This window comes from Lujinxingia vulgaris, from assembly GCF_007997005.1.
Taxonomy (GTDB): Bacteria; Myxococcota_A; Bradymonadia; order Bradymonadales; family Bradymonadaceae; genus Lujinxingia.
In genome coordinates, this window is sequence record NZ_VOSL01000056.1 from 16,951 (window position 1) to 41,562 (window position 24,612).

Sequence of the window (24,612 nt, forward strand, 5' to 3'; positions counted from 1 at the left end):
CTGGCTCACCGACCTAAGTCGTCACGCATCAGCTCGCCGCGGACCCTCGCTTTGCCTTCTGCCGTAGATCCCACCCATGTAGGCCCCTTCCGCATCCTCGCCAGCGCCGGCAAGGGTGGCATGGGAGAGGTGTTTCGCGCGGTGCACCTGGACCGCGAGGTGGAGGTGGCCGTCAAGGTCATGTCCGCGCGTCGCGCGCGCGACCCGCATTTTAGCTCGGCGTTGCGGGCGGAGGTGCGCGCGGTGGCCCGGCTGCATCACCCGGGCATCATCATGGTCTTTGACTGCGGGGAGGTCAGCCCGCAGATCGAGGCGCAGACCGGCGGGCGTTTTGTGGCCGGGTCGTCCTGGCTGGCGATGGAGCTGGCCAGCTACAGCCTCCAGGATCTCGACCGCAGCACGCTGGACTGGTGGCATGTGCGCAACATCCTGGTGCGCATCCTCGACGCGCTGGCGCACAGCCACGCCCGCGGGGTGATCCACCGGGACTTAAAGCCGGCCAACGTGCTCTTTGTCGACGACGCCCAGGGCCGCCAGCTCAAGCTCTCGGACTTCGGCCTGGCCCACGCCCTCGATGATGAGCACGTGGAGCATGAGGAGACCCCGCGCACGATCTCGGGCACCCCGCGCTTTATGTCGCCGGAGCAGATCACCGGCCAATGGCGCGACCACGGCCCCTGGACCGACCTCTACGCGCTGGGGTGTCTGGCCTACTGGCTGGTCGACGGGGAGCCGCCTTTTCGCGACGGGGACACCGACGCGATTTTGCGCGGGCATCTCCAGGGGATGCTTCCGCCGCTGCGGGCGCCCTTTGCGGTGCCGCGGGAGTTCGGGGTGTGGCTGGGGCAGCTCCTGGCCAAAAACCCGATGGACCGTTTTCAGCGCGCCGCCGACGCCGCCCAGGCCCTCTTCGCGCTCGGGGAGCCCGAGGGTGAAGAGCGCCCCGGCCAGCCGAGCCCGCTGGGCTTTGTGGCGCCTTTGAACCCCTCGCTTGCGCCCTCGTCGAGCGTCGACGATCTGGGGATGACCGAGATCTTGAGCGACGTCATCAACTCCCCGCCCTCGGTGCCGGAGCTGCGCGCGCTGGAGCGCCCCCCCTCCTCGCCACGCCACCGGGCGGTGGGCGCGGCCTACAACGTACCGCGCACCTGGCACCGCAAGGAGGCCCCACCCCTCTCGCTGGAGATGGTGGGCGTGGGGCTGGGGCTCTTCGGGCTGCGGCAGGTGCCCCTGGTCAACCGCGACGCCGAGCGCGACGCCCTCTGGGAGTCTTTGCGCCAGGTCGCCCACCATAGCCGTCCCCGGGTGGCGCTCCTTCGCGGGGGCACCGGCACTGGCAAGAGCCGCCTGGCGAGCTGGATGGCTGAGCGCGCTCACGAGCTCGGCGCGGCCACCCCGCTCACCGCCACCCACAGCCCGCTGGAGGGCCCGGCCGACGGCCTGGGCGGGATGATGGCCAACCACCTGCGCTGCGTGGGCCTGCCCCGTGAGCGGGTGCTGGAGCGGGTGCGCCAGAGCGTCTCCGACACCTCGCTGGGGCCCGATGATCTGCACGACTGCCTGGCGCTCACCGAGATCATCTGCGCGGCCACCCTGCCGGATTACCGCGAGGAGGAGGCGCGCATTCGCTTTCGCACCCCGGCGGAGCGCTACGTGGTGATCGAGCGCTTTCTGCGCCGCTTTGCCCGCACGCGCCCCCTGCTCATCGTGCTCGACGACCTGCAATGGGGGAACGACGCGCTGGCCTGGCTGGAGCACCTTCTGCGCTCCCCGGAGGCCAAACGCCTGGCGCTGCTGGTGGTGGGCACGGTGCAGACCGACGCGCTTTTGGAGCGTCCGCTGGCCCGCCAGCGCCTGCGCGAGCTCTTTGGCCAGGAGCCCGTCTCCACCATCGATGTGGGTCCGCTGGCCGACGTTCATCAGCGCGATCTGGTCAGCCAGCTTCTGGGGCTGGACGCCGCGCTCATTGAGCAGGTCACCGTCCGCACCGGCGGAAACCCGCTCTACGCGGTGCAGCTCGTCGGCGACTGGGTAGAGCGAGGCGTGCTCAAGCACGGCCCAGGCGGCTTTCAGCTGGTGGAGGGGGAGTCGGGCGCGATGCCTACCGACCTGCATCAGGTCTTCCGGGAGCGTTTGCGGCAGATCGTGCGCCACGATCTTCGCGACGCGCCCTCCGACGCGCTGCTCGGCCTGGAGCTGGCCGCGGTGCTCGGTACCGAGGTGCACCGCCGGGAGTGGAAGGCAGTCTGCCGTAAGGAGGGGGTGCCCCTGCCGCTCTTAGCCGTCGATCAGATGGTCGCCACCGACCTGGCCACGCTGGCAGGCAAGGGCTGGAGCTTTACCCACGAGGCCCTGCGCGAGACGCTGGTGCGCCTGGCCGAAGAGCAGGGGCGCCTGAGCACCCACCACGCCCACTGCGCCCGGGCGCTCGAAGAGCTCTACCCGCCCTCGCAGCCCGGGCTGGCGCTGCGGCGGGCGCGCCACCTTATCGCCGCGGGGCTCCCCGAAGAGGCGCTCGGCCCGATGCTTCAGGCCGCCGGCCAGGCCCGGGTGCGCTGCGAGTTCGAGCTGGCCCACACGCACCTGCAGCGCCACCAGGCTCTGCTCGACGAGCTGCACGTGCCCCACGACGACGTGCGCCGCGCCGAGGGCTGGCTGGAGCGGGCCATGATCCTCATCCGCCAGGACGAACTCGCCGGCGCCGACGAGATCCTGGAGCGGGCCGTGGCCGTGGGGCGAGCCCGCGCCGACCAGCGCCTGGTGGGCTGGGCGATGCAGCTTCGCGCCGACGTCGCCAACCGCCGCGGCCAGATCCCCGAGGGGCTCACCTTCATCGAAGAGGCCCGCGCCATCTTTGAGGCCACTGGCGAGGTCATCGGAGAGGCGCGCACCTCCCAGACCCTGGCCGAGCTGCGCTACTGGGCCGGGGAGTACTACGAGGCCGAGCAGCACTACCGCCGCGCGCGTCAGGCCTTTCGTCAGGCTGGCGAAGATCTGGAGCTTGCGCGCGTGGAGATGGCCCTCGGCGCGCTCTACACCACGTTGGGCAACCCCCAGCGCGCCACGGCCATGCTCCTGCACGCCCGCGAGGTCTTTGAGCGCTACGGCGACGTCGGCGAGGTCGCCAGCGTGCTCAATAACCTCGGGGAGGTGCATCGGCAGGTGGGGAACCTGCATCAGGCCGAGCGGGCGTACCTCGAATCGCTGGCGATGCTCGAGCGCATCGGCATGGCCGACGACGTGGTGGTGCTGGTCAACTTAGGGATGGTGCGTCTGGTGCAGAACCACGTCGACGACGCCGCCCCGCTCTTTCGCAAAGTGCTCACGCTGGTGGAGGGCTCGCAGCGCGGGGGGTATCTTGCCTTTGCGCACCTGGCCAACCTTCCGGCGGCCGCCCACCACGGGCGCTGGGAGCAGTGGGATCATCACCTGGCCCAGGGCGAGCCGCTTTTGGAGAGCACGGGCTTTGTGGACGCCGATCTGGCGGTGATCACGCGCGACGCCGGCGAGCGCGCGCTGCGCGCTGGCGAGCACGCCCGGGCCCGGCGCGCGTTGCAGATCGCGCGCAGCCAGTGGCTGAGCATGGCCCGCCAGGATCAGGCCGCGGCCATCGATCGGATCTTGCTGCGAGTGCCTTGAAAACGAGGCGCGGGTGCGCTTGTTTTGGGGGCTTTTATGCCGTCCAGGGCTCGTCGGTGTCAGGGAGCCCGGGGCAGCGGCGCGGCGAGGTCGGGCCGACGCATACTCACAGACAACCATTCTCGAAGGGGGTGTTCATGCCGGGAGACGAGCGGTGTCTCGTGAGCTCGGCGTGGCGGGTTACCCCGGGGGTCGGGGGCCCCGAACCATGGCGACAGACGAGCACGAAGCACCTCTTCACCTGACGATCATCGGCGGGGGCTCGGCGGGCTGCGCCGCGGCGATGTGGGCGGCCGACCACGGCGCCCGCGTCACCCTGGTCAACGACGGGCTGCCCCTGGGGGGCAACGCGCTGCACGTGGGGGTGTTTCCGGCGCGCCTCTATATGCGCGCGGCCACGCTGCGCCACCGCGCCGCCAACCCCACGCTCCCGGGTCTGAGCAGCGCCACGCTCGACGTGGACTTAAAGGCGTTGAGCGCGCACGTCCACGACTGCATCGAGCGGGCGCACAAGAGCCTGGTCTCGGAACTTCGCCGGCGGCGCGGGCTGGAGCTCGTCGACGGGCGCGCAAGCCTCATCGCCAACACCGACGCCGAGCGCCGCGAGCCCCTGAGCGTGGTCGTCGGCAAGCGCAGCTGGTCCTCCGATCGGGTCCTGCTCACCTGCGGCGCCACCTCTCAGCCCCCCCGGGTCGAGGGCATCGAGGAGGCTGAGACCTGGAGCCTGCGCGATCTCATCACCGCCACCGAGCTCCCGGCGTCGTTGATCTTCTTTGGCATTCACGACATCGGACTGACCTACGCCCAGGCCTTCGCGCGCCTGGGCGCCGAGGTCACCATCCTCCACGAAGAAGACCGCCTCTTTGACGCCGACCACAGCCCGCTGCTCGAAGCTCGTCTGCTGGAGTCTCTGCGCGCTGAAGGCATCAAGGTCGTGCTCAACGCCACGGTCACCCACCTGGAGCGACGCAAGGGCCAGACCCGCGCGCTGGGCACCCACCAGGGCTCACCCACGCATTGGAGCGCGGCCCGGGTGGTGATCGTCGACAACCGCCGCCCCTCGACCGAGGGCCTGGGCCTGGAGGCGCTTGAGGTGGAGCGCGACGCGACCGGCTTTCTGCACGTCAACGAGTCCTTCCGCACCACCCATGAGGCCATCTTCGCCGCCGGCGATGTCATCGGCCGCGGCACCCGCACCCACGCCGCCACCCGCGACGCCATCCTCGCCGCCCAGAACGCGGTGATGCCCTCGCGCACCGCCGGCTACACCCCCACCGTCCCCTTTGTGATTCGCACCGATCCTCCCCTGGCCGCGGTGGGCTGGGACGAAGAGCAGGCGCGTCAGGCCGGCTTCGACGCGCGCTGCCTCACCCTGGACCTGCGCGAGCACCCGCAGGGCTCGTTTAGCGACGCTCCCGACGGCCTCATTCAGCTGGTGAGCGACGGCCGCTCCAACCAACTCCTGGGCGCGCGCCTGCTGGCCCCCGGGGCGGCCAACGCCATCATGGAGCTGGCCGTCGCCCTGCGCTCCGGGCTCACCCTGCCCGAGCTGGCCGCGCTGCTTCACCCCCCGGCCACCCTGGCTTCGGCCATCGCCGCCTGCGCGCGCAAACTCGATTCCGGCGCCTGAACGCCGCGCCAAGCGCTTTGTTTTTGCTTTGCACAAAAAGTGTTGATACATCCTCCCCATCGTTGAATATCGCGCTTGCGACCTCGTCTAAAGCGCACAACATCGCTGTTCCCCTTCACCCAGCCGGGTGACTTTTTCTCTACCTTGATGTTTTGGGAGGGTACGATGAACACCTTGATTACACGACTTGCCAACCTCACTCTTGTCGGCGGCCTCTGCCTGAGCGTTGGCGTGGGCTGCGTCACCGGCGACGACGATCCCGACCCGAATCCCCGCCCCGACAACCCCGACGTCTGCGAAGAGATCAACAGTGGTGACGTCAGCAGCGGCGCCACGCTCTCCAGCGATAGCTGTTACCAGATCAACAACCCGCTCAACGTCTCCTCGGGCACCCTGGTCATCGAGGCGGGCACCACCGTCTTTATGGGGGCCGGAAGCTCCATCACGCTCAGCGGCACCGGTACGATCGAGGCCGTGGGCGAGGAAGAGAACGAGATCCTCATCCAGGGCGTCGATGATGAGCGCGGCTACTGGGGCGGCATCTACATCAACGAGACGGGCACCTCCAACCACGTGCTCGAATACGTGACGATCCGCAACGCCGGTGGCGAGCGCTTCACCGGCAACAGCGAATCCAAAGGCGCGGTCTACGTGCGCGGCGAGTCGCGGTTGAGCGTGTCGAACTGCGCCTTTGAACAAAACGCCTTCGCCGGCATCCACGCCGACGGCGACGCGAGCACCCTCAGCGTCGAGACCACCTCGTTTACCGACAACGAGCTCCCGCTGCGCCTGCGTCCCAACCACTTCGCGGGTCTGGAAGGCGACCTGACGATCAGCGAGAACGACGCGGATCATATCTTGATGACGGGCTCCGCCTCGACGGTCTCCCTCTCGGGCACCTGGCCGGGCTACACCTACCGCATCACGCGCGACCTATCGGTGCAAGCCGACATCACCATCGCCGCCGGCGCCACGCTGGAGCTAGCTCAGGATGTGCGCGTCACCATCGCCGATGACACCGGCTCTCTGAATATCGCCGGCACCGAAAGCGCCCGCGTTACCCTTCAAGCCGTCAATGGGGAGCGTGGCGGCTGGGGTGGAATTCATTTCGAGAATGCGTCCTCAGCTAACAACCGGATCAACCATGCGCTCATCGCCCACGGTGGCGGCAAAGCCTACAGCGGCAACGGTGATGCTCGGGGCGCGGTCTTTATTGATGGTGACGCCTCGCGCCTGACCATCGAGAACACGACCTTCGACAACAACGACTACGCCGCGCTCCACGCGGCGACCCGCGAGGGAGAAGTCAACGTAAGCGGATCGACGTTTAGCAATAACGCCAATCCTCTGCTTACGCGCCCCAATCAGATCGGCGGCTTCAGCGCCGATCTGGCGTTTGTCGACAACGATCGCCAGGCTGTAACGGTGTTCTACAACAGCACCGGCGCGGTCACCAAGCTGACCCGCGACCAGACCTGGCCTGCCTTTGAGGTTCCTGTACGCCTGAGCGCCAACATCGTCGTCGAGGGCCACCTCACGCTGAGCCCGGGCTCAACGTTTGAAGCTGAGAGTGACATGGGCATCGACGTCAACGGTGGCCGGCTCACCGCAGACGCCACCGACGGCGACACGATTGTCTTCAAGGGCACCGAGGAGCTCTCCGGCTACTGGCAAGGCTTTCGCTTCGCGGCGAGCCGTTTCCCCGACAACAAACTCATCAACGTAGAGCTGAGCAATGCTGGCTCAAAACGCTGGACCGGTAACTCCGACACCCAATCTGCAATCCTGATCTACGACGACTCTCGTGTCACGGTCAGCGACTTGACCATCACCGGCAGCGGCCTGCACGGCATCCACGTCGGCACGGGCGGCGAGCTTGTGGGCTGCACCGGCCTGAGCATCAGCGGCAGCGCCGGCGATGACTTCTTCGGCGCGGTGGCCGACGCCACGGCGTGTCTGCCCCTCTAAGAGCTGGCCCCGGCGCGCGTGGAAACGCGGTACGATGACGCGCGCGTCGATGTTGAAAAAGCCGCCCGGCGACGGGCGGCTTTTTTGCGTCTGCGCGCCTAGAAGCGCGTCGCGATCCCCAGCTGGCCACCGAGCTGCCAGTGGGCCATCGATCCGAAGTGGCGCTGCGCCCCGGCTTCCACTTCCAGGGAGAGCATGGGCACGAGCTCCAGCGACCAACCCAATGCTGCGCTCACGCCGGGCGCGCCGGCCGATCGCATGCCCATGACCTGCATTGAGGCATAACCCAGGCGCGTATAGAGCCCGGCCACAGCGCGAGCGCCGGCGTGGGGAGCCGGCTGCCAGCGTGCAGCCACCTCCCAGCCATTGAGCGGGAAGTTTCCGCCGAGCATCATCATGCCAAAATTCGCGCCGAACTCAGCCGCAAGATAAGACCCCACATGCAGCCTGGCCCCCAGCCCGGCTCGCCAGGTCTTTCGGTCGACGCACCCGCACCCCGCTGCGCGGTAGGCGGCCATCCCGCCCCGCGTGAACACGCCGAGTCCGAAGAGGCGAGGGCGCTCTTCTTCAGGCCTGGCGCCGTCTTCTGGCGCTTGTGCGTCAACGCGCGGCGCAGGTTGGGTGCCCTGGTGTGAGGCTTGAATGATATCGGGTGCCGGGCGCGCGTCGTCTTCGGCAAAGGCCTGGCCGGCAGCCAGGCAAAGCCCCAGCATCACGCTCAGGGCCGCGGTGTATCGCAGGCTCATTGCACCCCCTCCAGGTAGCGGCGCGCGCGGCGCAGCATCACGTCCTGCTCTTCGCTCAGAGCCCCCTGCTCGGGTGGCACCTCGTACCAGGCGTCGGCGTCGTCGAGAGGGATGGTGGGTGCCATGCCGTCCTCGGTGTTCAACCCGCTTAAGGTCTCCACGACATAGGTCGAGACCTGAAACCACAGCCCGTCCACCAGCATCAGCCCGCGGTCTGGCGAGGCCGCGCCTCCCCCGGTGCGCCCGCCAAGGAGCACGCCGCGATGCTCTTCGCGCATGCGATGCGCAAAGTAGTTCGCGGCCGAAAACGTACCCTCATTCACCAGCACGACCACCTCGCCGGGGTAGGTCTCCCCGCGGGAGCGCGCCTGCATATGCCGATGCACGCGCCCCTGGCGGTCAACGAGCGCAAAAGGCGCGCCGTCCTCGGCCACCAGACGCCCGAAGAGCCCGTCACTCACCGAGGGGTAGCCGCCGCCGTTGTCGCGCAGGTCGATGATCAAACCGCGGGTGTCCATCAGCTCGTTGATGAGGCGATCGAGGCGGTCGAGATCATCGATAAAGCCGAAGGTCTTGATGCGCAGGTAGCCGACATCGCCAAAGCGGCGGATGAAAGGCTCGTGCAGCACCGCCTGGCGAGTGAGCTGCACCACCCGGCCCGACGCCGTCTGCAGCCGCACATCCGTGCCCACCTCGCCGGCGAGCGCGGCGTCAGCGCCGAGGAGCAAGACCTCGCCAGAGGCGCCGCGTTCGGCCGAAGCGAAGGCGCTGCGAAGCACCGGGGGGGCGGGCCGGCCATCGATCGCCGCGATGACCTCGCCGGGCTTAAGCCCCACCCCCGGCGCGGCACGGCGCACCACCACCTGCCCCGCCCTCAACGCCAGCTTCACCGGCGGCGCTCCGACCTCCTCCAGGCGGTAACGCTCCAGGCGAGTATGACCGTCTTCGAGCATCGCCAGCGACTGCGCCAGAGAGAGCACGAAAGACTCATCGTCGAGCTCCGCATCGTCGAGCGATGCCCATAAGCCCTTGAAAAATAATGACATATCGACCCCCTTCTGCTCGGCAAAGGGGTAATGGTCGCGCACCATCGCGTCGATCGTCGAGACCATGCAGCGCCGGGTCTCGGCGTCGAGCGGAAAACTCCCGCAGGCCGGCCCCGTCTGACAGCCGCTCTGCGCCAACACACACGCCCACAAGGCGCACGCTACCAGCCAGCGTCTCATCGCTCCCCCCCGGGTTGTCGATTTGCGTACGACGCATCAGCGGCGTCACGTCTTAAAGCTAAGCGCCGCCACCCACCTTTACAGCTTCAGCCCGGCGCGCACGTCCTGGCTGTAGCCGCCGGCCAGCTGCGTGGCCGCCTTGCGCGTCGCATCGTCAATGCGATCGGGCGTGTGCACCTGCAAGACCACATAGAAGTTGCCCTGGTTGGAGCCGCGCTTGACCCCCTGGCCCTTCAGCCGCAGCTTCGCCCCGGAGTTCACCCCCTCGGGCACCTTTACGGTGTAGTCCCCCCAGGGGGTCGGCACCGAGATCGACGCCCCGCATACCGCCTCGGGAACCGTGATGGGCACATCCAGATAAAGATCGAGCCCCTCACGCCGCAGCTTCGGGTGTGGCTTCACCTTAAACTCCAGGAGGAGGTCCCCGCGCTCCCCTTTGCCCTGACGGGTGCGCGGCGCGGCGCCCCCTTTGCCCCGGACGCGCAGGCGATCGCCGGTGTCGGTGCCCTCCGGCACGCGCACGGTGAAGGTCTTGGTCTCCCCCTCCGAGAAGGTCAACTCGGTGCCCTTGAGCGCCCGCATAAAGTCGAGATCGATCGGCATGACGTTATCGCGCCCCTTGAGCGGGTTGACCGCCCCGCCCCCGAAGCCGGCTCCGGCAAAACCGGGCCCCGCCCCGCCGCCAAACATCGAGCCAAAAATATCCTCAAAGCTCGCGCCCCCCTCAAACCCCGTCGCCCCGGCGCCTCGTCGACGTCCCGCCCGGGCCCGCTTTGCGTCAAAGCCCTCACGCAGCCCGTCAAAGCCGAACTCGTCATAGAGTTTGCGCTTCTTCGGGTCGCTGAGCACGTCAAACGCCGCCGAGATGCGCTTAAAACGCTCCTCGGCGGCGGCGTCCCCCGGGTTGACGTCCGGGTGGTTCTCCCGCGCCAGCTTTCGATACGCCTTTTTGATCGTGGCCGCGTCCGCTTTCTTGGAGACGCCCAGGATGCCGTAAAGATCGTCTTTCATAGCCACCACAGGTTCAGGTTCACAGGTCAGCTCGTCTTAACAGCACGCTCCCCCCGGCTCTCTTCGATTTATTCGAAGGAGGGCTCGATAAAGCCCGGCCCCAGGTTCTCACGGTTGCGCCCCTGGCGCCCGATCGACCACCCGGCGCAATCGGCGCTGGCCGAGTTCAAATCCGGCGGGCTCTGCTGCGCGCGCTGGTGCAACGTCACCGCAAAGGAAGCGCCGCCCAGGGGCAGCCCCACACCGGGAGGCACATACCCGATCAGCCCCACCACGTCGGGTCGGTCGCCGACGTTGCTCACCGCCCGATCCAACTCCACGAGCCAGCCGATCAGCTTACCGCGATGCGCCTCAAGCGCATCGTAGGCCGGCGCCACCGTGGTGCCCAGCCCCGGCTCCAGGCGCTGGCGCGTCAGCGTAAAGACCTTGGTCAGCAGCGTCTGACCGTGAATCAATAGATCGTGCAACGCCCGCCTGGAGCCAAAGCCCTCGACCACGCGCGGGTCGGTCCGCAGCACGGCCAGCGTACGCAGCGCCCCGGCCACCGCGCTCAACGTGTGCTCGCTGGCGTGCAGGTGATGATCGAGCGCGCGCTTGATCACCTCCTCAACCTTAACCTTATGGCGCAACGAGGCGCGCACCGTCTGCAACCACATCTCCAGCTCGGCCACGGCCATATGAATGGCGTGCTCGCCAATGCGATCTTCGGCGGCCTCTTCTTTTCGCGCGGCGACCAGCGCCTCCGCCTCGGCCAGCAGCGCCTTGCCGCGCTCTACCCCGTCTTTGTTCAGACCCGCTTTGCTCATCGCCTCGCGCACATCCGGGTACGCCTCCCAGGTATGCGTCGCCACAAAGGCGTGCGCCATCAAACGGTATACGGGCGTCGACATGACATCTCCTCACTCAAGCAGGTGTGCGACAGGCGCACGAATCTTCAAGAACCTTGCCCCGAACGGGCGCGCCAGCATAGCCCAGCCCCCCCCACCTCCACAAGATAGGGCGGCGAGCACGGCGCGCCACCGGCGCGGGCGCTCAGATGTTGATATGAATGCGGCTGGCGTCGACGCCGGCGGCCATCATCCGCTCGGTCACCGCCTTGGTCATCACCGCCGCGCCGCTCACGTACACCACCGCGTCGCTCACAGGCAACCCGGCAGCCTCAAAGGCGTCCTGAACGTAGCGATACGCCCCGCCCTCTTCGGCAGCGAAGAAGACCTCCACGCCCGCCTCCTCAAGCTGCTTCAATCGCTCGGCGTACGCCCGGTCTTCCTCATGGCGCTCCCCGTAGAAGAGCGCGATCCGCTCCGGCCGCCCCTGCTCCGAGAGCCACCGATCCACAAGGGGCAGCACCGCGGCCACCCCGCTGCCGCTCGCAAAGAGCAGCGCGGTCTTCCCACGCCCGCTCGCTGGCTCAAAGCCTCCGCCTTCCACCAGACTGACCTCCACCTCGGCCCCCACCTCCAGCTCCGAGAGCGCGCTCCCCAGGTCGCCCTCCACCTCGATCAGAAACTCCCAGACCCGCCCCCGCACCCCGGCGATCACATAGAAGTTGGGAGGATGCCCCTCAAGCCCCAGCGTGATGTACTGGCCCGGGCGCAGGTAACTGTCAGCAAACGCCGCGTCGACCTCCACCTCCAGCCGGCAGTAGCGCGCCCCCACGCGCTCACTGGCCCGCAGCGCAAAGCGCCGCCGCACCCGGCGCGCCTGCGGCGGTGACCCGGGCTGGGCGGTCAGAAGCCGCTCCACGTGCGCCTCCACCTCGGCGGTGGGGCGCGCCGGCAACACGTCGGCTGCCGCGTCTTTGCCTCGACCAAGCCCGCAGATCACCACCTCCCCGGCCATCACCTCCACCCGCTCGCCAGCATCGCGCTTGACCCAGAGGCCGCCCTGGGCCGAGAGCCCATCGGCGATGCCGCGCATCGCCACGCCCTCCTGCTCAAAGCGCACCTCGCGGCCCAGGGTCACATCGAGCGCCCTGAAGTCCTCGGCGAAGTCCGGCAACCCGCCGGCTTCCAGACGCGCGCAGGCCTCCAGGATTGCCGCCCGAACCTCTTGAACGATCCTGAGACGATCAAAAATGCGGCCATTCTCCCTCAAAAGGCTCGTCGCCCGATCGCGCAGCTCCCCGGGAAACTCGCCAGCGGGCACGTTGATGTTGATGCCCACACCCACCACCACGCCTTCGAGCCCGCCCACACCGGTGGCCGCCTCGCTCAAGATTCCCCCCACCTTACGCTCGCCAATATAGAGATCGTTGGGCCACTTCAGCCTCACGTCGCCCGCGCCCAACGCACGCAACGCGTGGGCGATCGTCACACCGCAGGCCAGCGTGATGCCCGAGACCCGCGACGGATCGAGCTTCGGACGCAACACCACCGAGAGGTACACGTTGGCGTTGGCCGGCGAATACCACGCCCGGCGCTCGCCACGATCTTCTCGCCGACCACGCCCGGCCAGCTGCTGCTCGGCGACCACCGCGCTGCCGTGAGGCGCCCCCTGACGCAGCGCCTCCAGCGCCTCATCGTTGGTCGACCCCACCTCGGCGTGAACCACAATCGGAGGGTTTTGCTGGCCGCTCATCCCTTGCTCCCGCTGCTCTCACGCAGCTTCATCGAGACATCCACCGCGCTGGCCGAATGCGTCAGCGCGCCCACCGAGATGATATCCAGCCCGACATCACCCAGGTCGTTGAGGCGCTCGCGGGTCATGTTCCCGCTGCCTTCGATCACAACGTGCGCGCCGCGGGGATGGCGACGAATGATCGCCACGGCCTCGACCATCTGCTCGCGGCTCATGTTGTCGAGCATGATGATCTCGGCGCCGGCCTCCAGCGCCTCACTCACGCGCTCGACCTCGTCGATCTCGACCTCCACGCGCACCGAATGCGGCGCCTGCAGACGCACCCGCTTGACCGCCTCGGCCACCGAACCGGCCGCGGCGATGTGGTTGTCTTTGATCATCACCCCGCTGGCCAGATTGTAGCGGTGGTTGGCCCCGCCACCGCAGAGCACCGAATATTTATCGAGCGCGCGCCAGCCCGGGAGCGTCTTGCGCGTGTCCACCACCCGGGTCGCCGAGTCGCCCAGCGCCGCCACAAAGGACGCGGTGAGCGTGGCCACGCCGCTCATGCGCTGCATGAAGTTCAGCGCGATGCGCTCCCCCCGCAAGAGCGAGACCGTCGGGCCCTGCAACGTCGCGACCACCTCTCCCTTTTGAAACGCCGCGGCATCGTCCCGCGCAAACGCAACCTCAATGGCTGCGTCCACCCGCGCAAAGACCGCGCGAACCACCGGCGCGCCGGCCAGCACAAAGTCCTGCTTGGCCACAAGCTCCGCCTTACCCCACTCCCCGGCAAAAAAGGCCTGGGAGGTCACATCAAAGCCGATCTCATCCTCATCGATCGCCAGATCGATGAGCTGCTCAATCCGAGGGCTGATATAAAGGTGCATCGCGTTTGCTCACAGCATAAGGGGGTCGGGAAGGTTCGGGGGGCACGCGGCAGGAGCTGCGCGTGGATGGTCGACACCTTACTCTCAGATCCTTGCCCGGCAAGGGCGCACCCCACAAAAAAGCCGGCCCCCGTGTGGGAGGCCGGCGTTCAACCTTCACATAGCTCGGTGCGCTCAGTCGCCCACGCACACATCGCTGCGGCCCCCGCCGCGCTCGTCCCGCACGTCGTCGCAGCGGTAGTCTTCGCGACAATCCAGAGAACGCTCACACATCGGCAGGCATATCCCGCCGCTGCGATCCACACAGGCCGTATTCACCGGGCAGTCCTCATGGCGATCGCACGAGAGCGTGCACATCCCAAAAGGATAGTTGTCGCCACGCTGGCAACGGCTCTCCGGCGCGCAGTCGCGGTCGTCGCGACACTCTGCACCCGCCACGGCGCCACCGAAGTTCCCGCAGCCCGAGAGCATCATCACGCTCACCATCAGGGCCGACACACTTAACAGACGCTTGATCATGCGCTCTCCTCGTCGCTCTCTCGAATCTGCATCGCCGCCACAATGGGCAGGGCTTCAAGCTCCGGGCGCAGCTCTTCGATGCCCAGCGCCCGAAGGTTCGCCCACACAAAGTGGTAACGATCCAGCAGGGGGCTTGTCGGCGGAAGCTCCAACTCGCGCAGCGCGAACTGACGCGGATCTTCGTTGGTGCACCGACCGTCGGACTCGAAGACCATCGCATAACTGGGCCCCGGCAACAACGAGTCGCACCAGGCAAAGCGGGGGTGCCCCTCCTCGTACATCGTCAGGTGCAGGCTGCCCAGGTGAGGCTCATAGCCAAAGAACGCGCCGCTGCAACGCAGCTCGCTGAAGAGCTCTTCGGCCCACTCCGCCCCTAAAAATCGCTCGTCGAGATCGACGCCTGGCTCCGCCACCAGGGTCAGCGGACCATCGGTGGCCACCATCACGCCGCCTTCCCAGCGCTCCGGGTGGGCGGTGACCTCCTTCAGCCCGATCTCCATCATCGGCGCGGTGCGCTTAAGCGCCTCGACCACCCGTGATGGCGAGGCATCGATGACCACCTGCGAGAACCCCGGCCACTGGCCGGTCTCCTCATCCGGGCTGCCCTCTCCGTCCCAGAACTCCACTGAGCTCTGCTCGCCTAAATCCAGACGATGAATCCCCTCATCGTCGATCAAATACCACTCTCGCTGCATGCAAGGCGTCCGTGTCTGATGCTGCGGTCACGGAGACATCATGTCTCCCGGCTCTGGACGCACGAGCCTTGATCGCAGCGGGGACACCCGCAAGAAATTAGCCGAAAAGGGGCCCCGTCAGCCCCTTTTCAACCCGGCGCTCCGGACGCCTCAAATCGAAAAATCGAAGCCCACGTAGACGATAGCCCTCAACCCCTCGTTGATCCGCTCCTCCCCCGGACCGGCGTTGACCGGCACCCGAGCGTACTGAGCCCCGATCCCTAAGTTGAGGTCGAGCACCGGCCAGCCCAGCACGTCGACCTCCGCGCCGATACCGGCGTTATATCCCGTGCTCGCCAGGTCCAGCGCGATCGAGGGCCCGGCCTCCGCATAGATGGCCAGGCGAGTCGACGGGATCATGAAGCGCGCGTGCAGATTGGCGTCGACCTGGGTGTAGCTCAGCTCCGGGTCCGCAAAGGTATGGCGCGCGAAGTTGACCTTCGCGCCGATCGCGAACACATCAAAGCCCAACATCAGCCTGGCTCCGGCCCCCAGGCTCTCCAGCTGGCGTTGGCTTCCGCCGAGCTCCACCTCTTCAAGTTTGGTATCTTCGATGGCCACCGGCAGCCAGCGCACGTCCACGCCTGCGCGCACCACCGCCTGCGCATCACCTGCCGATCCCACCAACACCGCCGCGGTGACCATCGCCGCCAACCACACCTGAATCCAACGCATATCGACCTCTCACTCACCAGGACTCTTAGAAGGCTTCACGCCAGCGGCTCGACATGTCGACCGCTCACGCTGCTTGGACGCATCGGGTGCGCGATTTAATCAATGAATCCAACATAGGAAACGCGCGCACACGAAACGCCCCCCAACGTGATACCGCCGGGGCCGCGCCGCCACAAAAAAAGACGGCGCGGGGAGGCTCCCCGCGCCGTCTCATCAAACCTTATCGCCCTCCTCGCCAGTTCAACCCCTGGCGAAGTGCTCGCGTCGGTCTTTAGCGCTGACCCTGGTGGTTGCGCGCCGCTGAGAGCGCGTCCTGCACCATCTGCTCACGCTTGCCGGCGTCCTTCCAGTCGCTTCGCGCCGACTCACTCAGGCTGTGAAGCGGGTCAAAGTAGGTGAAGAGCTGCCCGGGCTTGACCGAGGGCGCGCTGTACACGCTCACGCCCGTCTCCCGGTCGTAATGCTCATAGGAGTGCGCCTCGCGCTTGCCGCCGCCACCGGGCGCGTCCACCACAAAGGTCGGGGTGTTAAAGCCAGCCGTCGCGCCGCGCACGAACTTCTCAATATCGAGGTTGGTCTGCAGCGAGGTGCGCAGATCTTCGACCCCCTGCACCATATCGTGCTGGTAGACGTAATAGGCCTCGACGTTGACCTCACCCAGACGCTTGACCAGAAGACGCATCGTCTCCGGATCGTCGTTGACCCCGCGCTGGAGCACCGACTGGTTGCGCACCGTGATGCCCCGCTCAAAGAGCGTGTTGGTGGCCCGGCGGCTGATCTCGGTGATCTCGTTGGGGTTGTTAAAGTGGGTGTGAATGGCGACCTGCTTGTGCACCTTGCGGCCGTGGTCGGCCACCCGGGTCACCGCGTCGAGCCAGCGCTCATCGCTCAAGATCTTCATCGGCATCACCGCCAGCCCCTTGGTCGCAAAACGAATGCGACGGATGTTGGGGATCTCCAGCAGGCGCATGCCGATGGCTTCGATATGCTTAAACGCCAGGTTGTAGGCGTCGCCACCGCTGATGACGATGTCCTCAAGCTCCGGGCGGCTCTCAATGTAGGCAAAGGCCTCTTCCCAGCGCTTCGGGCTGACCTTCAGGCTGACCTTCTCGACCACGTCGGTGTCCACGCCGATGGCGTAGCTGCGCGTGCAGAAGCGGCAGTACACCGGGCAGGTGTCCAGGGGCAAAAAGAGCGCCTTATCGTGGTAGCGGTGGGTCAACCCCTCGACCGGGGCGTCGGCCTGCTCATGCAGCGAGTCCAGCGTGAGCATCGGGTGATCCACCGTCAGCCGCGAGGCCACCGGAATGAACTGCGTGCGGATCGGGTCGTGCAGCGGGTCGTTCCAGTCGATCAGGCTGAAGAGGTAAGGCGTCACGCGCACCGCCATCGGCGCCAGGTGAAAGCCGCGCAGCACGTCGTCGACGAACGCTTTGGGGGCCAGCCCCTCCATCAGCTCAATGAGCTTATCCTCGCCATAGAGCGAGTTCTTCATCTGCCATTTGTAGTCGAGGAACTCCTCCTCGCTCACGTTGGCAAAGGCCGGGATCTCCCGCCAGAACTCGCCACCTTTCAGCTCACGGTGACGGAGCACCGAGGGATCGACCGGCGGGCGAGCCTTACGCTCGGCGGGCGGTGCGGCGTGGGATTTCGGGGCTTTCTCGGGGGTGGGGACGTTCTCTGCGCTCGCCATGGGGTGTGGACTCCTCAAAAAGTTCCAGATTGAAAAAAATGGCGCGGCGGGCCGTAACCGCGCTCCGAGTCCACACTCGCCACGGGATTTCGTGGCGGCGAGTCCGGCTCGCACAATCTGGAAACTTCGGGGCAAAGTGTCAAGTGTGCAGGTCGTCGCCACCCGCATCACGAGCCGCAAAGCCGGGCGTCATCAGGGCCGCCAGACCAGCGAAAACCCGATCTCTCCGCCCAGGCGAAGCGCCCCGGCCGAGCCAGCGTCGATCGGCGCGCGCTCCACCCGATCGCCCTCCTCGTAGACGGGCTCCATCGCGTCGAAGTTCGCGCTGGTGTGGCCCGCAAGCCCCCAGGCCCCGTACAGCCCGAAAGCCCACGCCCGGGTGGAGCTTCGCAGAAGCGTCAGATCCACGACCGCCTGCGCCGTAAACGCCAGCGATCCCGCGCTGCCCTCAAAGTGGTTGTCCCAGTCGTTGGAGGTGCCCCCGTCGGCATAGAGGTCAAGCTCGTGGTGCATATAGCCAAGCCCCAGGCGCACGGCCGGACGCACGCGCTCGTCGAAGAAGCGCATCCCGTAGTCGAGCTCCGCCATCACGCCGGTGCGCTCCCAGTCCAACATCATGGAGTTGCCAAAGGGCGTCGCGCTTCGCGTATCGCCGTGCACGACGAGCCCCAGTCCCAGCTCCTCCATAAAGAGGCCCTCCATGCCCAGGCGCAGCGACGGCCCGGCCCCCAGGCCCATCGCCACCGCATCGTGGGTCGCAGGCACAAAACGTCCCGCGTAGCTCAGGCTGTAGCGCGGTCCGTCGGCCGTCGCCGGTGCAGCTTGCCCCGGCGCTGCTTGCGCCTGCACCTCCTGCGCTTCGGCCGTCGGCGCGCCAGTGACCAGCGCCGTCGCCACCAGCATTCCCAGCACCATCGTGCGCTTCGTCGTCTCTCTCATCATCAACCTCATCTCAACATCGTGGGGAGCCAGGCTCATCGGCTGAGCACGCGCTGGCGCGTCACTTCAAAGAAGGAGCGCGCGCGTGCCGTCTGCAGATCGTTGGTGGGAATCACCGTCAGCGTGCCGCCGGCGCCGCCGTGGTCGACCACCAGAAGATCCTGCGAGGGGATCAGCGCCACCGAGCGCGCCCTAAGATCGAGGCGCGCGCTGCTGGTGCGTCCGCTCTCGATCTCCAGCTGCACCACCCCGGCGGAGTCCTCATACACCCCGAACACCTCGCCCTCATGCAGCACCACACCGCTGAGCACGCCGGCGCCGTCAATAAAACTCGCCCGACTCGTGACGAGATTGATCAACGAAAACCCGGCGTGATGCGCCACCACCACCCGCTGCAGGCGCTCGGCCTCATCGACCCACACCTGCCGCGGCGCCGACTGCAACCGGATCGCCTCCACGCTGCGCCCCACCGTCGGCGTCTCGCTGCTGAGCGTGATGAGCTCGGGGCGAATCATCGCCACCAGCGTGTCGTTCGTGCTGTAGGCCATCAAGCGCGCCTCGCTGCCCGCACCGCTCTCGGCCGGCGCCTCAAAGCGCATAAGTTGGCCGGCCGCGCGGCCCAGCGGGAGCGCGTAGCTGTCCGACTCCCCGCTGAGCACATCGACCATCGTGAAGCGGGGCTGCCCTCCGTCGATCGCGAAGATTCTGCGCCCCACACCCTCCAGATCCATCACCTCAAAACGCACCGGCCGCGCGCCGGCGTAGAGCTGGTTGATGGCGATATCCAGCCGGCGGTTGCTCTCAGCGCGCGCGGCCGGCTGCAACACGATCTGGGTGATGTCGCTGCCCACATCGGTGAGCACAAAGATGCTCACCGTGCCCGGCATCTGCGGATCCTCTTCGACCACCACCTCCACCTGCACCGGTGTGCGCGGGGTGTCGGCCTGGCTGACCGTGAGCGGGATCGCCCGCAGCCGGTCGGCGGGCTGCTCGGCGTCCAGATCCATCAACGTGATCTCACTGGTCGAGAGCCCCAGCGCGATGCGGTACGCCTGACCGTCGAGCTCAAAAGGCGGCGCAAAGACCACGTCCCGCGCCCGGTTAAAGAGCGTGAGCACGTCGGCCGAATCCTCAGCGCCTTCCCGAAGATCGACGACCGCGACCTCATTGAGGTTGCGCGCCTCATCGATGTTCTGGCTGCCGGAGTGACGCAGCACCATAAACTCCCCGTGAGGATCGATGTCGGTGCGGTCGTAAGGGCTGTTGAGCGCGATCGTACGCGTGCCCCCCTCGACGATGTTATGCAGGCGAAGCTCCGGGGTGGCGCCGCCGCCCAGCACATAGATGCTCTGGCCATCGCCCAGCGCCTCCACCAGGCTGACCTGCCCCATCGTCGCCATCCGCTCGGTCTTCAGCTCGCCAGAGAGCGCGCTGCGGGTGGGCTCTACCATCACCAGCTCATCGCGGGCCTGATCGAGATAGACCAGCTCCTCCCCGGCCTGGATCGGGCCAAAGGTGCTCTGCATCTCCGTCCAGGGCGCGGGCTCGATCGGGCCACACCCCGCGGCCATCATCGCCAGCCCCAGCGCCATCATCGCCGGGCGATGGGGTCGAATCAGAGGTCGAATCCACTGCATCACTGCCTCGATTGCCGCATCAGGCGGCGTCTTCGTGAACATCTTGAACATCACCATCAAAAGATCCCCGAGTTGAGCTGGTAGCCCGTCACCGTCTGACGCTCCCCGGTGGCGGCCTCCACAAAGGTGATTCGCCCCTGGGGGTGCACCTGGTTGACGTAGACACGCCCCGTCCCCGGGATGAGCCCCATCGCGTCGGGCAGCGCCGAGAGGCGCAGCACCTCACTGCGGAAGCTCCCCAGGTTCACGCGCACGATCTCGCGATGCGCCACAAGCTCGGCCTGGCCCGTCTCGGGGTTCTCGTAGCTCAGGTACACAAAGGCGTCGCCCGCCTCCGGGGCAAAGAGCACCGCGCGCGCGATGGCCAGCTCGGTGAGCACCAGCCGGGTCTGGGTGCTGTCGATATCGAGCACCGAGAAGGCGTGGCTGCGCTCCACAAACTCCGGGTCGGCCGGCGTCAGCCCCTGGCGCGAGCCGGGCCGGCGCGGGTGAATCACCAGAAAGGTCTGGCCAGTCTCATCGGCCAGCACTCCGCGCACCTCTTTCTCAAAGCGCACCGGGCTGAGCTCCTGGCTGGCCATATCCACCAGCACCCCGCGCTGCTCCTGCGGGTTGGTGGTAAAGGCCATCGCCACCGACGCGTCGTCGCTCAAGACCACCGAGCCAAGCCCGGGCACCTCAAGGCTCAGGTAGACAAAGCCCTCCGAGTCCACGAAGGCTTCTTCGGCCAGGGGCGGCACAAAGGCACCGTCGACCCACAGGCCGCGAGCTTCCTGATCGGCGCGGGCGGCCTCCAGCCCCTCGGGGAGCGTGATGGCGAGCAGGCGGTTTGCCTCACGGAGCGCCAGCACGAGGGTCGCATCGCTAAGCGCCGCGCCGGTGGGAGGGGCGCCCAGCGCGATCGCAACGCGGGCGTCCTCGCTCAGATCACTCACAAAAAGGAAGGGCTCAGACGGCGTCCAGGCCACCAGCGTGTCGCCCCGGGGGCCGAGCAGCAGCCGGAGCTCGTTCGGGTCAACTGCCTCAAAGCCCGGCGGCGTCAGCGGGCGCGGAGCAACAAAACGATCGCTCTCAATCGCCGCCAGATCCAGCACGCTCACCCCGTCGTCGCTCACGACCAGAGCCCGTTCACCAACCTCATCAAAGAGCACCTGGCGCACCAGAAAGCCCACCGCCACATCGAAGCTGCCGGCGCTGCTGACCACCGTGATGGCCGAGAGGTCGCCGGCCGGCCCCGCCTCGGAGCTGTCATACCAGGCCACCCCGAAACGCCCCGACGCGGTGGCCTGAAGGCGATTGGCATGGCGAAGCACCGGCACATGCAGGCTCTCCCCGCCATCCGGGTCGATCAACGAGACGGTATGATCCCCCTCATTGAGCACCATCACCCGGGCCTCATCACCGGCGCCATCCACCGGGGCTACCACCTGCGTGGGCGCCCGCCCCACCGGGGCCGCCTGAATCTCCAGGCTGCGGCTGTCGATGATCGCCACCGCATCGAGCGTCTCATTGGCGACGTAGACCTTGTCGCCCACAATCGCCGGCTGCGAATACCTGTACGTCTCGGGCACCTCCGGCTGCGGGGGCTGCGGCTCACCCTGGTCCCCATCATCGGTCGGAGGTTGATAGTCGCCTCCAGCGTCGGCGTCGTTGATGCCGCCGGGTGGGCCGGCGGACTCGCCACCGCAGGCCGCCGTGGCAACCACCGCAAGCGCTGCGATCAGCAGGTAGATTGCGAACTTCTGACCTCGCATCACTGCACCTCCGCGTTAAGCTCAAACCCGCTGATCGTCCGCTGGGTGCCCGTCTCAATATCAAAGAAGGTCACGCGCCCCTGGCCGTCCTCCTGGGTCACAAAGATCTGGTCGGCGACCACCCCGATCTGCGCCGGACGCCGGGGGATCGGAAGGACCTCCACCCCGAAGGTCTCCATCGAGATACGCACCACCCCAAAGCCCGTGCCGACCTCATCGGCCAGCATCCCGTAGAGCCAGGTCGGGCCGGTCTGCGACTCGACCATCAACACCGACTGCGGCTCCGCCTCCAGCACCACCGGACGCACATAGCCCGAGGCCAGATCCCACAGGCTCAGCCCGTGGGCGTAACGAAAACGCTCCTCCCAGCTCGCACCGCCCGGCGCACTTCCGGGCTGCGCGCGATGCACCACCACGGCGATCGCGCTGTCGGGCGAGAGCGCCAGCGTGCGGATCTGATTTCGCAGCGCGACCGTCTGCACCTCGCCAGTGCCCACATCGAGAAGCCCCACGCTCGGAGACGTCGGCAGGGTCGAGAAGATCATCAAGGACTGCTCATCCGGCGTCAGCCGCGCGATGCCCGCCTCCACGCCCTCCACATCAATGAGCTCGACGAGCGCCGCAGCCGCCTCATCGCTCTCTGCGGCCAGCACCTGGTCGAGATCGAAACGTCCCACCTGCCCCTGCTCACGCATCGCAAAGAGCACCTCGCGGCGAAGCGTTCCCTCGACCTCCCGCTCCCGAAGTTCCACGTCGGTGGGCACGCCGGGGAGCGGCAGCAAGCGCTGCGCGGCCACCGCCTGCTCCTCGACCGCCAGCTCGAAGAGCCCCAGCCCCGAGAGCTGCGAGCTGCGCAGGATCATGCGCGAGGCGTCGGCAGTAAACGCGGCCTCCTGGTCGCGAGGCGGGAAGTCCTGCGTGGCCGCGCCGAGATCGAGCGTGGGCACAAAAGCGTCGGCCTTCACATCGTCAAACTCAATGCGGCTGACGCCCTCCTCCCCCACCACAAACCCAAACGCACCATCCTCGCTAAACGAGATCGACTCGATGCGACGCGTCACCGAGAGCTGGTAGGCCTCATCCTCGCCAGGGGCGTCGCCCAGGGCGATGAGCGCCATCGTCTGCAACGAGACGGCGCTCCCCTGGGTGGGCAGCGGCAGCTCCGGGTCGATATACGCCAGCGCATAGCGCCCTCCCGGGGCCACCGCCAGCTGATTGACCTCCCGGGGCACCCGCACCACACGCACGTCCGGGCGGTCGCGCGCGTCACGCACGTCGGCGCGCACGACCGCTACGGTCGACGTGCCCTCGCTCCAGACATAGGCCACCGCCCCCACCCCCTCGACCTCGGCGGCGACCACCGCCTGGGGGTTGAGCCCCACACGAATCGGTTCTACCTGGAAGGTCTCCCCATCGATCAGCGCGACCTGGTCGCCCCCTTCGCGCCCGGTGGGCACAAAGATGTAGCGATCGGTGGCGGCCACGCGCTCCACGATCTGCTCCTCGATCTCGGGGGGCGGCTCGGCCGGGTCGCCATCTTCATCGGGGGCACCCATACCCGCGTCGGCATCCGCGCCAAAATCAGGCTCCCGATCGGAGCCGTCGGGGGCCGCCTCATCGTAATTTCCCGACTCGCCACAGGCCACCGCAGCACAGAGCACCAAAACGCTCAGAAGTCGCAGCGCCACCGGGGCTTCGCGTCTTTTAGGATCCTTCATCGTCGCCTCACTCTCACCGCACATCTCACCCTGAACCCACACAGAGCACGGGTCTCGACGCGCATTCGCACGCCACTCTCAAGAGTCCGAAACATATCTTTGCAAAGCACAGGCCACAGCCGCGTCACGAGGCATCCTCGCGCGCATCCGCCCGTCGCAACGTCTGCGCAGGGGCAGCGCCGCACCACAGGTGGATGAAGCGCACTCCTCCCCCCTCGCGATGTCGTCCTGCGGAGACGGCGCGAGCGCATCAACTCGCCCGCGCGCGGCGCCCGAGCCCGCTCAGAAACGCAGCCGCAGTCGAGCACCGGCGCTCCCGGCACCCACCTCCGGCGTCACGGTGAGCGCCGGCGCTTCGTCCGAGCTCTGCATCACCACCCAGAGGATGCCGCCGACGGTGGCCAGGCCGCTCACCGCATAGAGCGTCGGCACACCCCAGCGCGCCGTCGACACGCTCGATGAGAGCTCATCGTAGCGCGCCCTGTCGGTGCCCTCGGCGGCAACCTGCTCAAGCTCCTCAAAATCACTTCGGCTGCTCAGGTACCAGGCGCTTGCGCCCACAAGCCCCACCACCCCGCCGGCGGTCAGGGCCCAGCCCCCCACCGGCGGCCCATCGACCCGGGGCGGCGCCTCAATCGCCGCACTCGCGGCCGCACTCTGCGCCTCGGCTTCAGCCTCGCGCTCGGCCTGCGCCTTGCCCAGACGCTCCCAGAGCGCCTCCCCTTCCACCGCCAGCGACGCGTCCCAATGGGCCTCCCCCATCTTGAGCTGCTCGCGCGCCGCCTCCAACTCCCCGGCCTCCAGCGAGGCCTCGGCCAGCACCAGCGAGCAGTCCGCGTAGACCGCCGCGATGTCGAGCTCATCTTCGGCCGTCGCTTCCCCGCTGGCCTCAAAGCCCTGCGCAAGCTCCACCGAGCGCTCGCAATCTTCGAGCAGGTAGCGCGCGATCATCTCGTTCTTGAGCAGGATCGGCTGCGGGTAGGCCGCGTACGCTTCCCGGTAGGTGTCGGCGGCCTCTTTGAGCTGCCCGGCGTCATACTGCTCCTGGGCCTGGGCGCTCAGGCGCAACATCTGCTGATAGGCGTCGCCCTCCTGGGCCCAGGCCGACGTCGAAGACGCCATCACCAGGACCCACCCCAGCGCCAGCGCGGCGATACGCAACTTCGTTTGCCTCGGCATACCCATGCTCCCTCTTTTTGCTCAGCGCCGCGGCAGACTCAACCGGGCGGGCTCTTCGGTGGATTCGCTCTCTTCGTCGTCGACCGTCTTGATAC

Annotated in this window: 18 protein-coding genes; 3 read left to right on the forward strand and 15 right to left on the reverse strand. The window is 67.4% G+C overall.

Annotation, left to right across the window (positions count from 1 at the left end; all coding sequences use genetic code 11):
• Positions 1-51: 51 nt before the first annotated feature.
• The 3 genes from FRC96_RS14360 to FRC96_RS14370 all read left to right on the forward strand — a co-directional run bounded on the left by FRC96_RS14360 (position 52) and on the right by FRC96_RS14370 (position 7,237).
• Positions 52-3,639 (forward strand): serine/threonine-protein kinase, encoded by a 3,588-nt coding sequence (locus FRC96_RS14360; RefSeq protein ID WP_146975358.1) that lies wholly within the window; start codon positions 52-54, stop codon positions 3,637-3,639.
• A 208-nt stretch (positions 3,640-3,847) separates the two neighbouring features.
• Positions 3,848-5,269: an FAD-dependent oxidoreductase gene (locus tag FRC96_RS14365; RefSeq protein WP_146975360.1), complete on the forward strand. Its 1,422-nt coding sequence runs from the start codon at positions 3,848-3,850 to the stop codon at positions 5,267-5,269.
• A 165-nt stretch (positions 5,270-5,434) separates the two neighbouring features.
• Positions 5,435-7,237 (forward strand): hypothetical protein, encoded by a 1,803-nt coding sequence (locus FRC96_RS14370; RefSeq protein ID WP_146975362.1) that lies wholly within the window; start codon positions 5,435-5,437, stop codon positions 7,235-7,237.
• Between the two features lie 98 nt (positions 7,238-7,335).
• Here FRC96_RS14370 and FRC96_RS14375 read toward each other — a convergent pair whose 3' ends face one another.
• The 15 genes from FRC96_RS14375 to FRC96_RS14445 all read right to left on the reverse strand — a co-directional run bounded on the left by FRC96_RS14375 (position 7,336) and on the right by FRC96_RS14445 (position 24,517).
• Positions 7,336-7,983, reverse strand: a complete 648-nt coding sequence (locus tag FRC96_RS14375) for a hypothetical protein (protein WP_146975364.1) — start codon at positions 7,981-7,983, stop codon at positions 7,336-7,338.
• Positions 7,980-9,209: a S41 family peptidase gene (locus tag FRC96_RS14380; protein ID WP_146975365.1), complete on the reverse strand. Its 1,230-nt coding sequence runs from the start codon at positions 9,207-9,209 to the stop codon at positions 7,980-7,982. The genes FRC96_RS14375 and FRC96_RS14380 overlap by 4 nt, the downstream gene beginning before the upstream one ends.
• Before the next feature lie 78 nt (positions 9,210-9,287).
• Entirely contained in the window at positions 9,288-10,220 is a 933-nt protein-coding gene (locus FRC96_RS14385; protein ID WP_146975367.1) for a DnaJ C-terminal domain-containing protein, read from the reverse strand.
• A gap of 68 nt (positions 10,221-10,288) precedes the next feature.
• Complete coding sequence (locus FRC96_RS14390; RefSeq protein WP_146975369.1) at positions 10,289-11,110, reverse strand: hypothetical protein; 822 nt, start codon at positions 11,108-11,110, stop codon at positions 10,289-10,291.
• 142 nt (positions 11,111-11,252) lie between these two features.
• Positions 11,253-12,800, reverse strand: coding sequence for a biotin--[acetyl-CoA-carboxylase] ligase (locus FRC96_RS14395; protein WP_146975370.1), 1,548 nt, complete (start codon positions 12,798-12,800; stop codon positions 11,253-11,255).
• Positions 12,797-13,669, reverse strand: coding sequence for a carboxylating nicotinate-nucleotide diphosphorylase (gene nadC / locus FRC96_RS14400; RefSeq protein ID WP_146975372.1), 873 nt, complete (start codon positions 13,667-13,669; stop codon positions 12,797-12,799). The genes FRC96_RS14395 and nadC overlap by 4 nt, the downstream gene beginning before the upstream one ends.
• A gap of 174 nt (positions 13,670-13,843) precedes the next feature.
• Positions 13,844-14,188, reverse strand: coding sequence for a hypothetical protein (locus tag FRC96_RS14405; protein WP_146975374.1), 345 nt, complete (start codon positions 14,186-14,188; stop codon positions 13,844-13,846).
• Complete coding sequence (locus FRC96_RS14410) at positions 14,185-14,883, reverse strand: hypothetical protein (protein ID WP_146975376.1); 699 nt, start codon at positions 14,881-14,883, stop codon at positions 14,185-14,187. The genes FRC96_RS14405 and FRC96_RS14410 overlap by 4 nt, the downstream gene beginning before the upstream one ends.
• 150 nt (positions 14,884-15,033) lie before the next feature.
• On the reverse strand, positions 15,034-15,597 hold the full coding sequence (locus FRC96_RS14415) for a hypothetical protein (RefSeq protein ID WP_146975378.1): 564 nt from the start codon (positions 15,595-15,597) through the stop codon (positions 15,034-15,036).
• Between the two features lie 271 nt (positions 15,598-15,868).
• Positions 15,869-17,290 (reverse strand): KamA family radical SAM protein, encoded by a 1,422-nt coding sequence (locus FRC96_RS14420; RefSeq protein WP_146975380.1) that lies wholly within the window; start codon positions 17,288-17,290, stop codon positions 15,869-15,871.
• A 192-nt stretch (positions 17,291-17,482) separates the two neighbouring features.
• On the reverse strand, positions 17,483-18,229 hold the full coding sequence (locus FRC96_RS14425; protein WP_146975381.1) for a hypothetical protein: 747 nt from the start codon (positions 18,227-18,229) through the stop codon (positions 17,483-17,485).
• Positions 18,230-18,264: 35 nt separating this feature from the next.
• Positions 18,265-19,866: a hypothetical protein gene (locus FRC96_RS14430; RefSeq protein ID WP_146975383.1), complete on the reverse strand. Its 1,602-nt coding sequence runs from the start codon at positions 19,864-19,866 to the stop codon at positions 18,265-18,267.
• 56 nt (positions 19,867-19,922) lie between these two features.
• Positions 19,923-21,620, reverse strand: a complete 1,698-nt coding sequence (locus tag FRC96_RS14435) for a YncE family protein (protein ID WP_146975385.1) — start codon at positions 21,618-21,620, stop codon at positions 19,923-19,925.
• Positions 21,620-23,338 (reverse strand): hypothetical protein, encoded by a 1,719-nt coding sequence (locus FRC96_RS14440; RefSeq protein ID WP_146975387.1) that lies wholly within the window; start codon positions 23,336-23,338, stop codon positions 21,620-21,622. The genes FRC96_RS14435 and FRC96_RS14440 overlap by 1 nt, the downstream gene beginning before the upstream one ends.
• A gap of 282 nt (positions 23,339-23,620) precedes the next feature.
• Positions 23,621-24,517 carry a hypothetical protein gene (locus FRC96_RS14445; RefSeq protein WP_146975389.1) on the reverse strand — a complete coding sequence of 299 codons (897 nt, stop codon included), beginning with the start codon at positions 24,515-24,517 and terminating at the stop codon, positions 23,621-23,623.
• Positions 24,518-24,612: the final 95 nt, after the last annotated feature.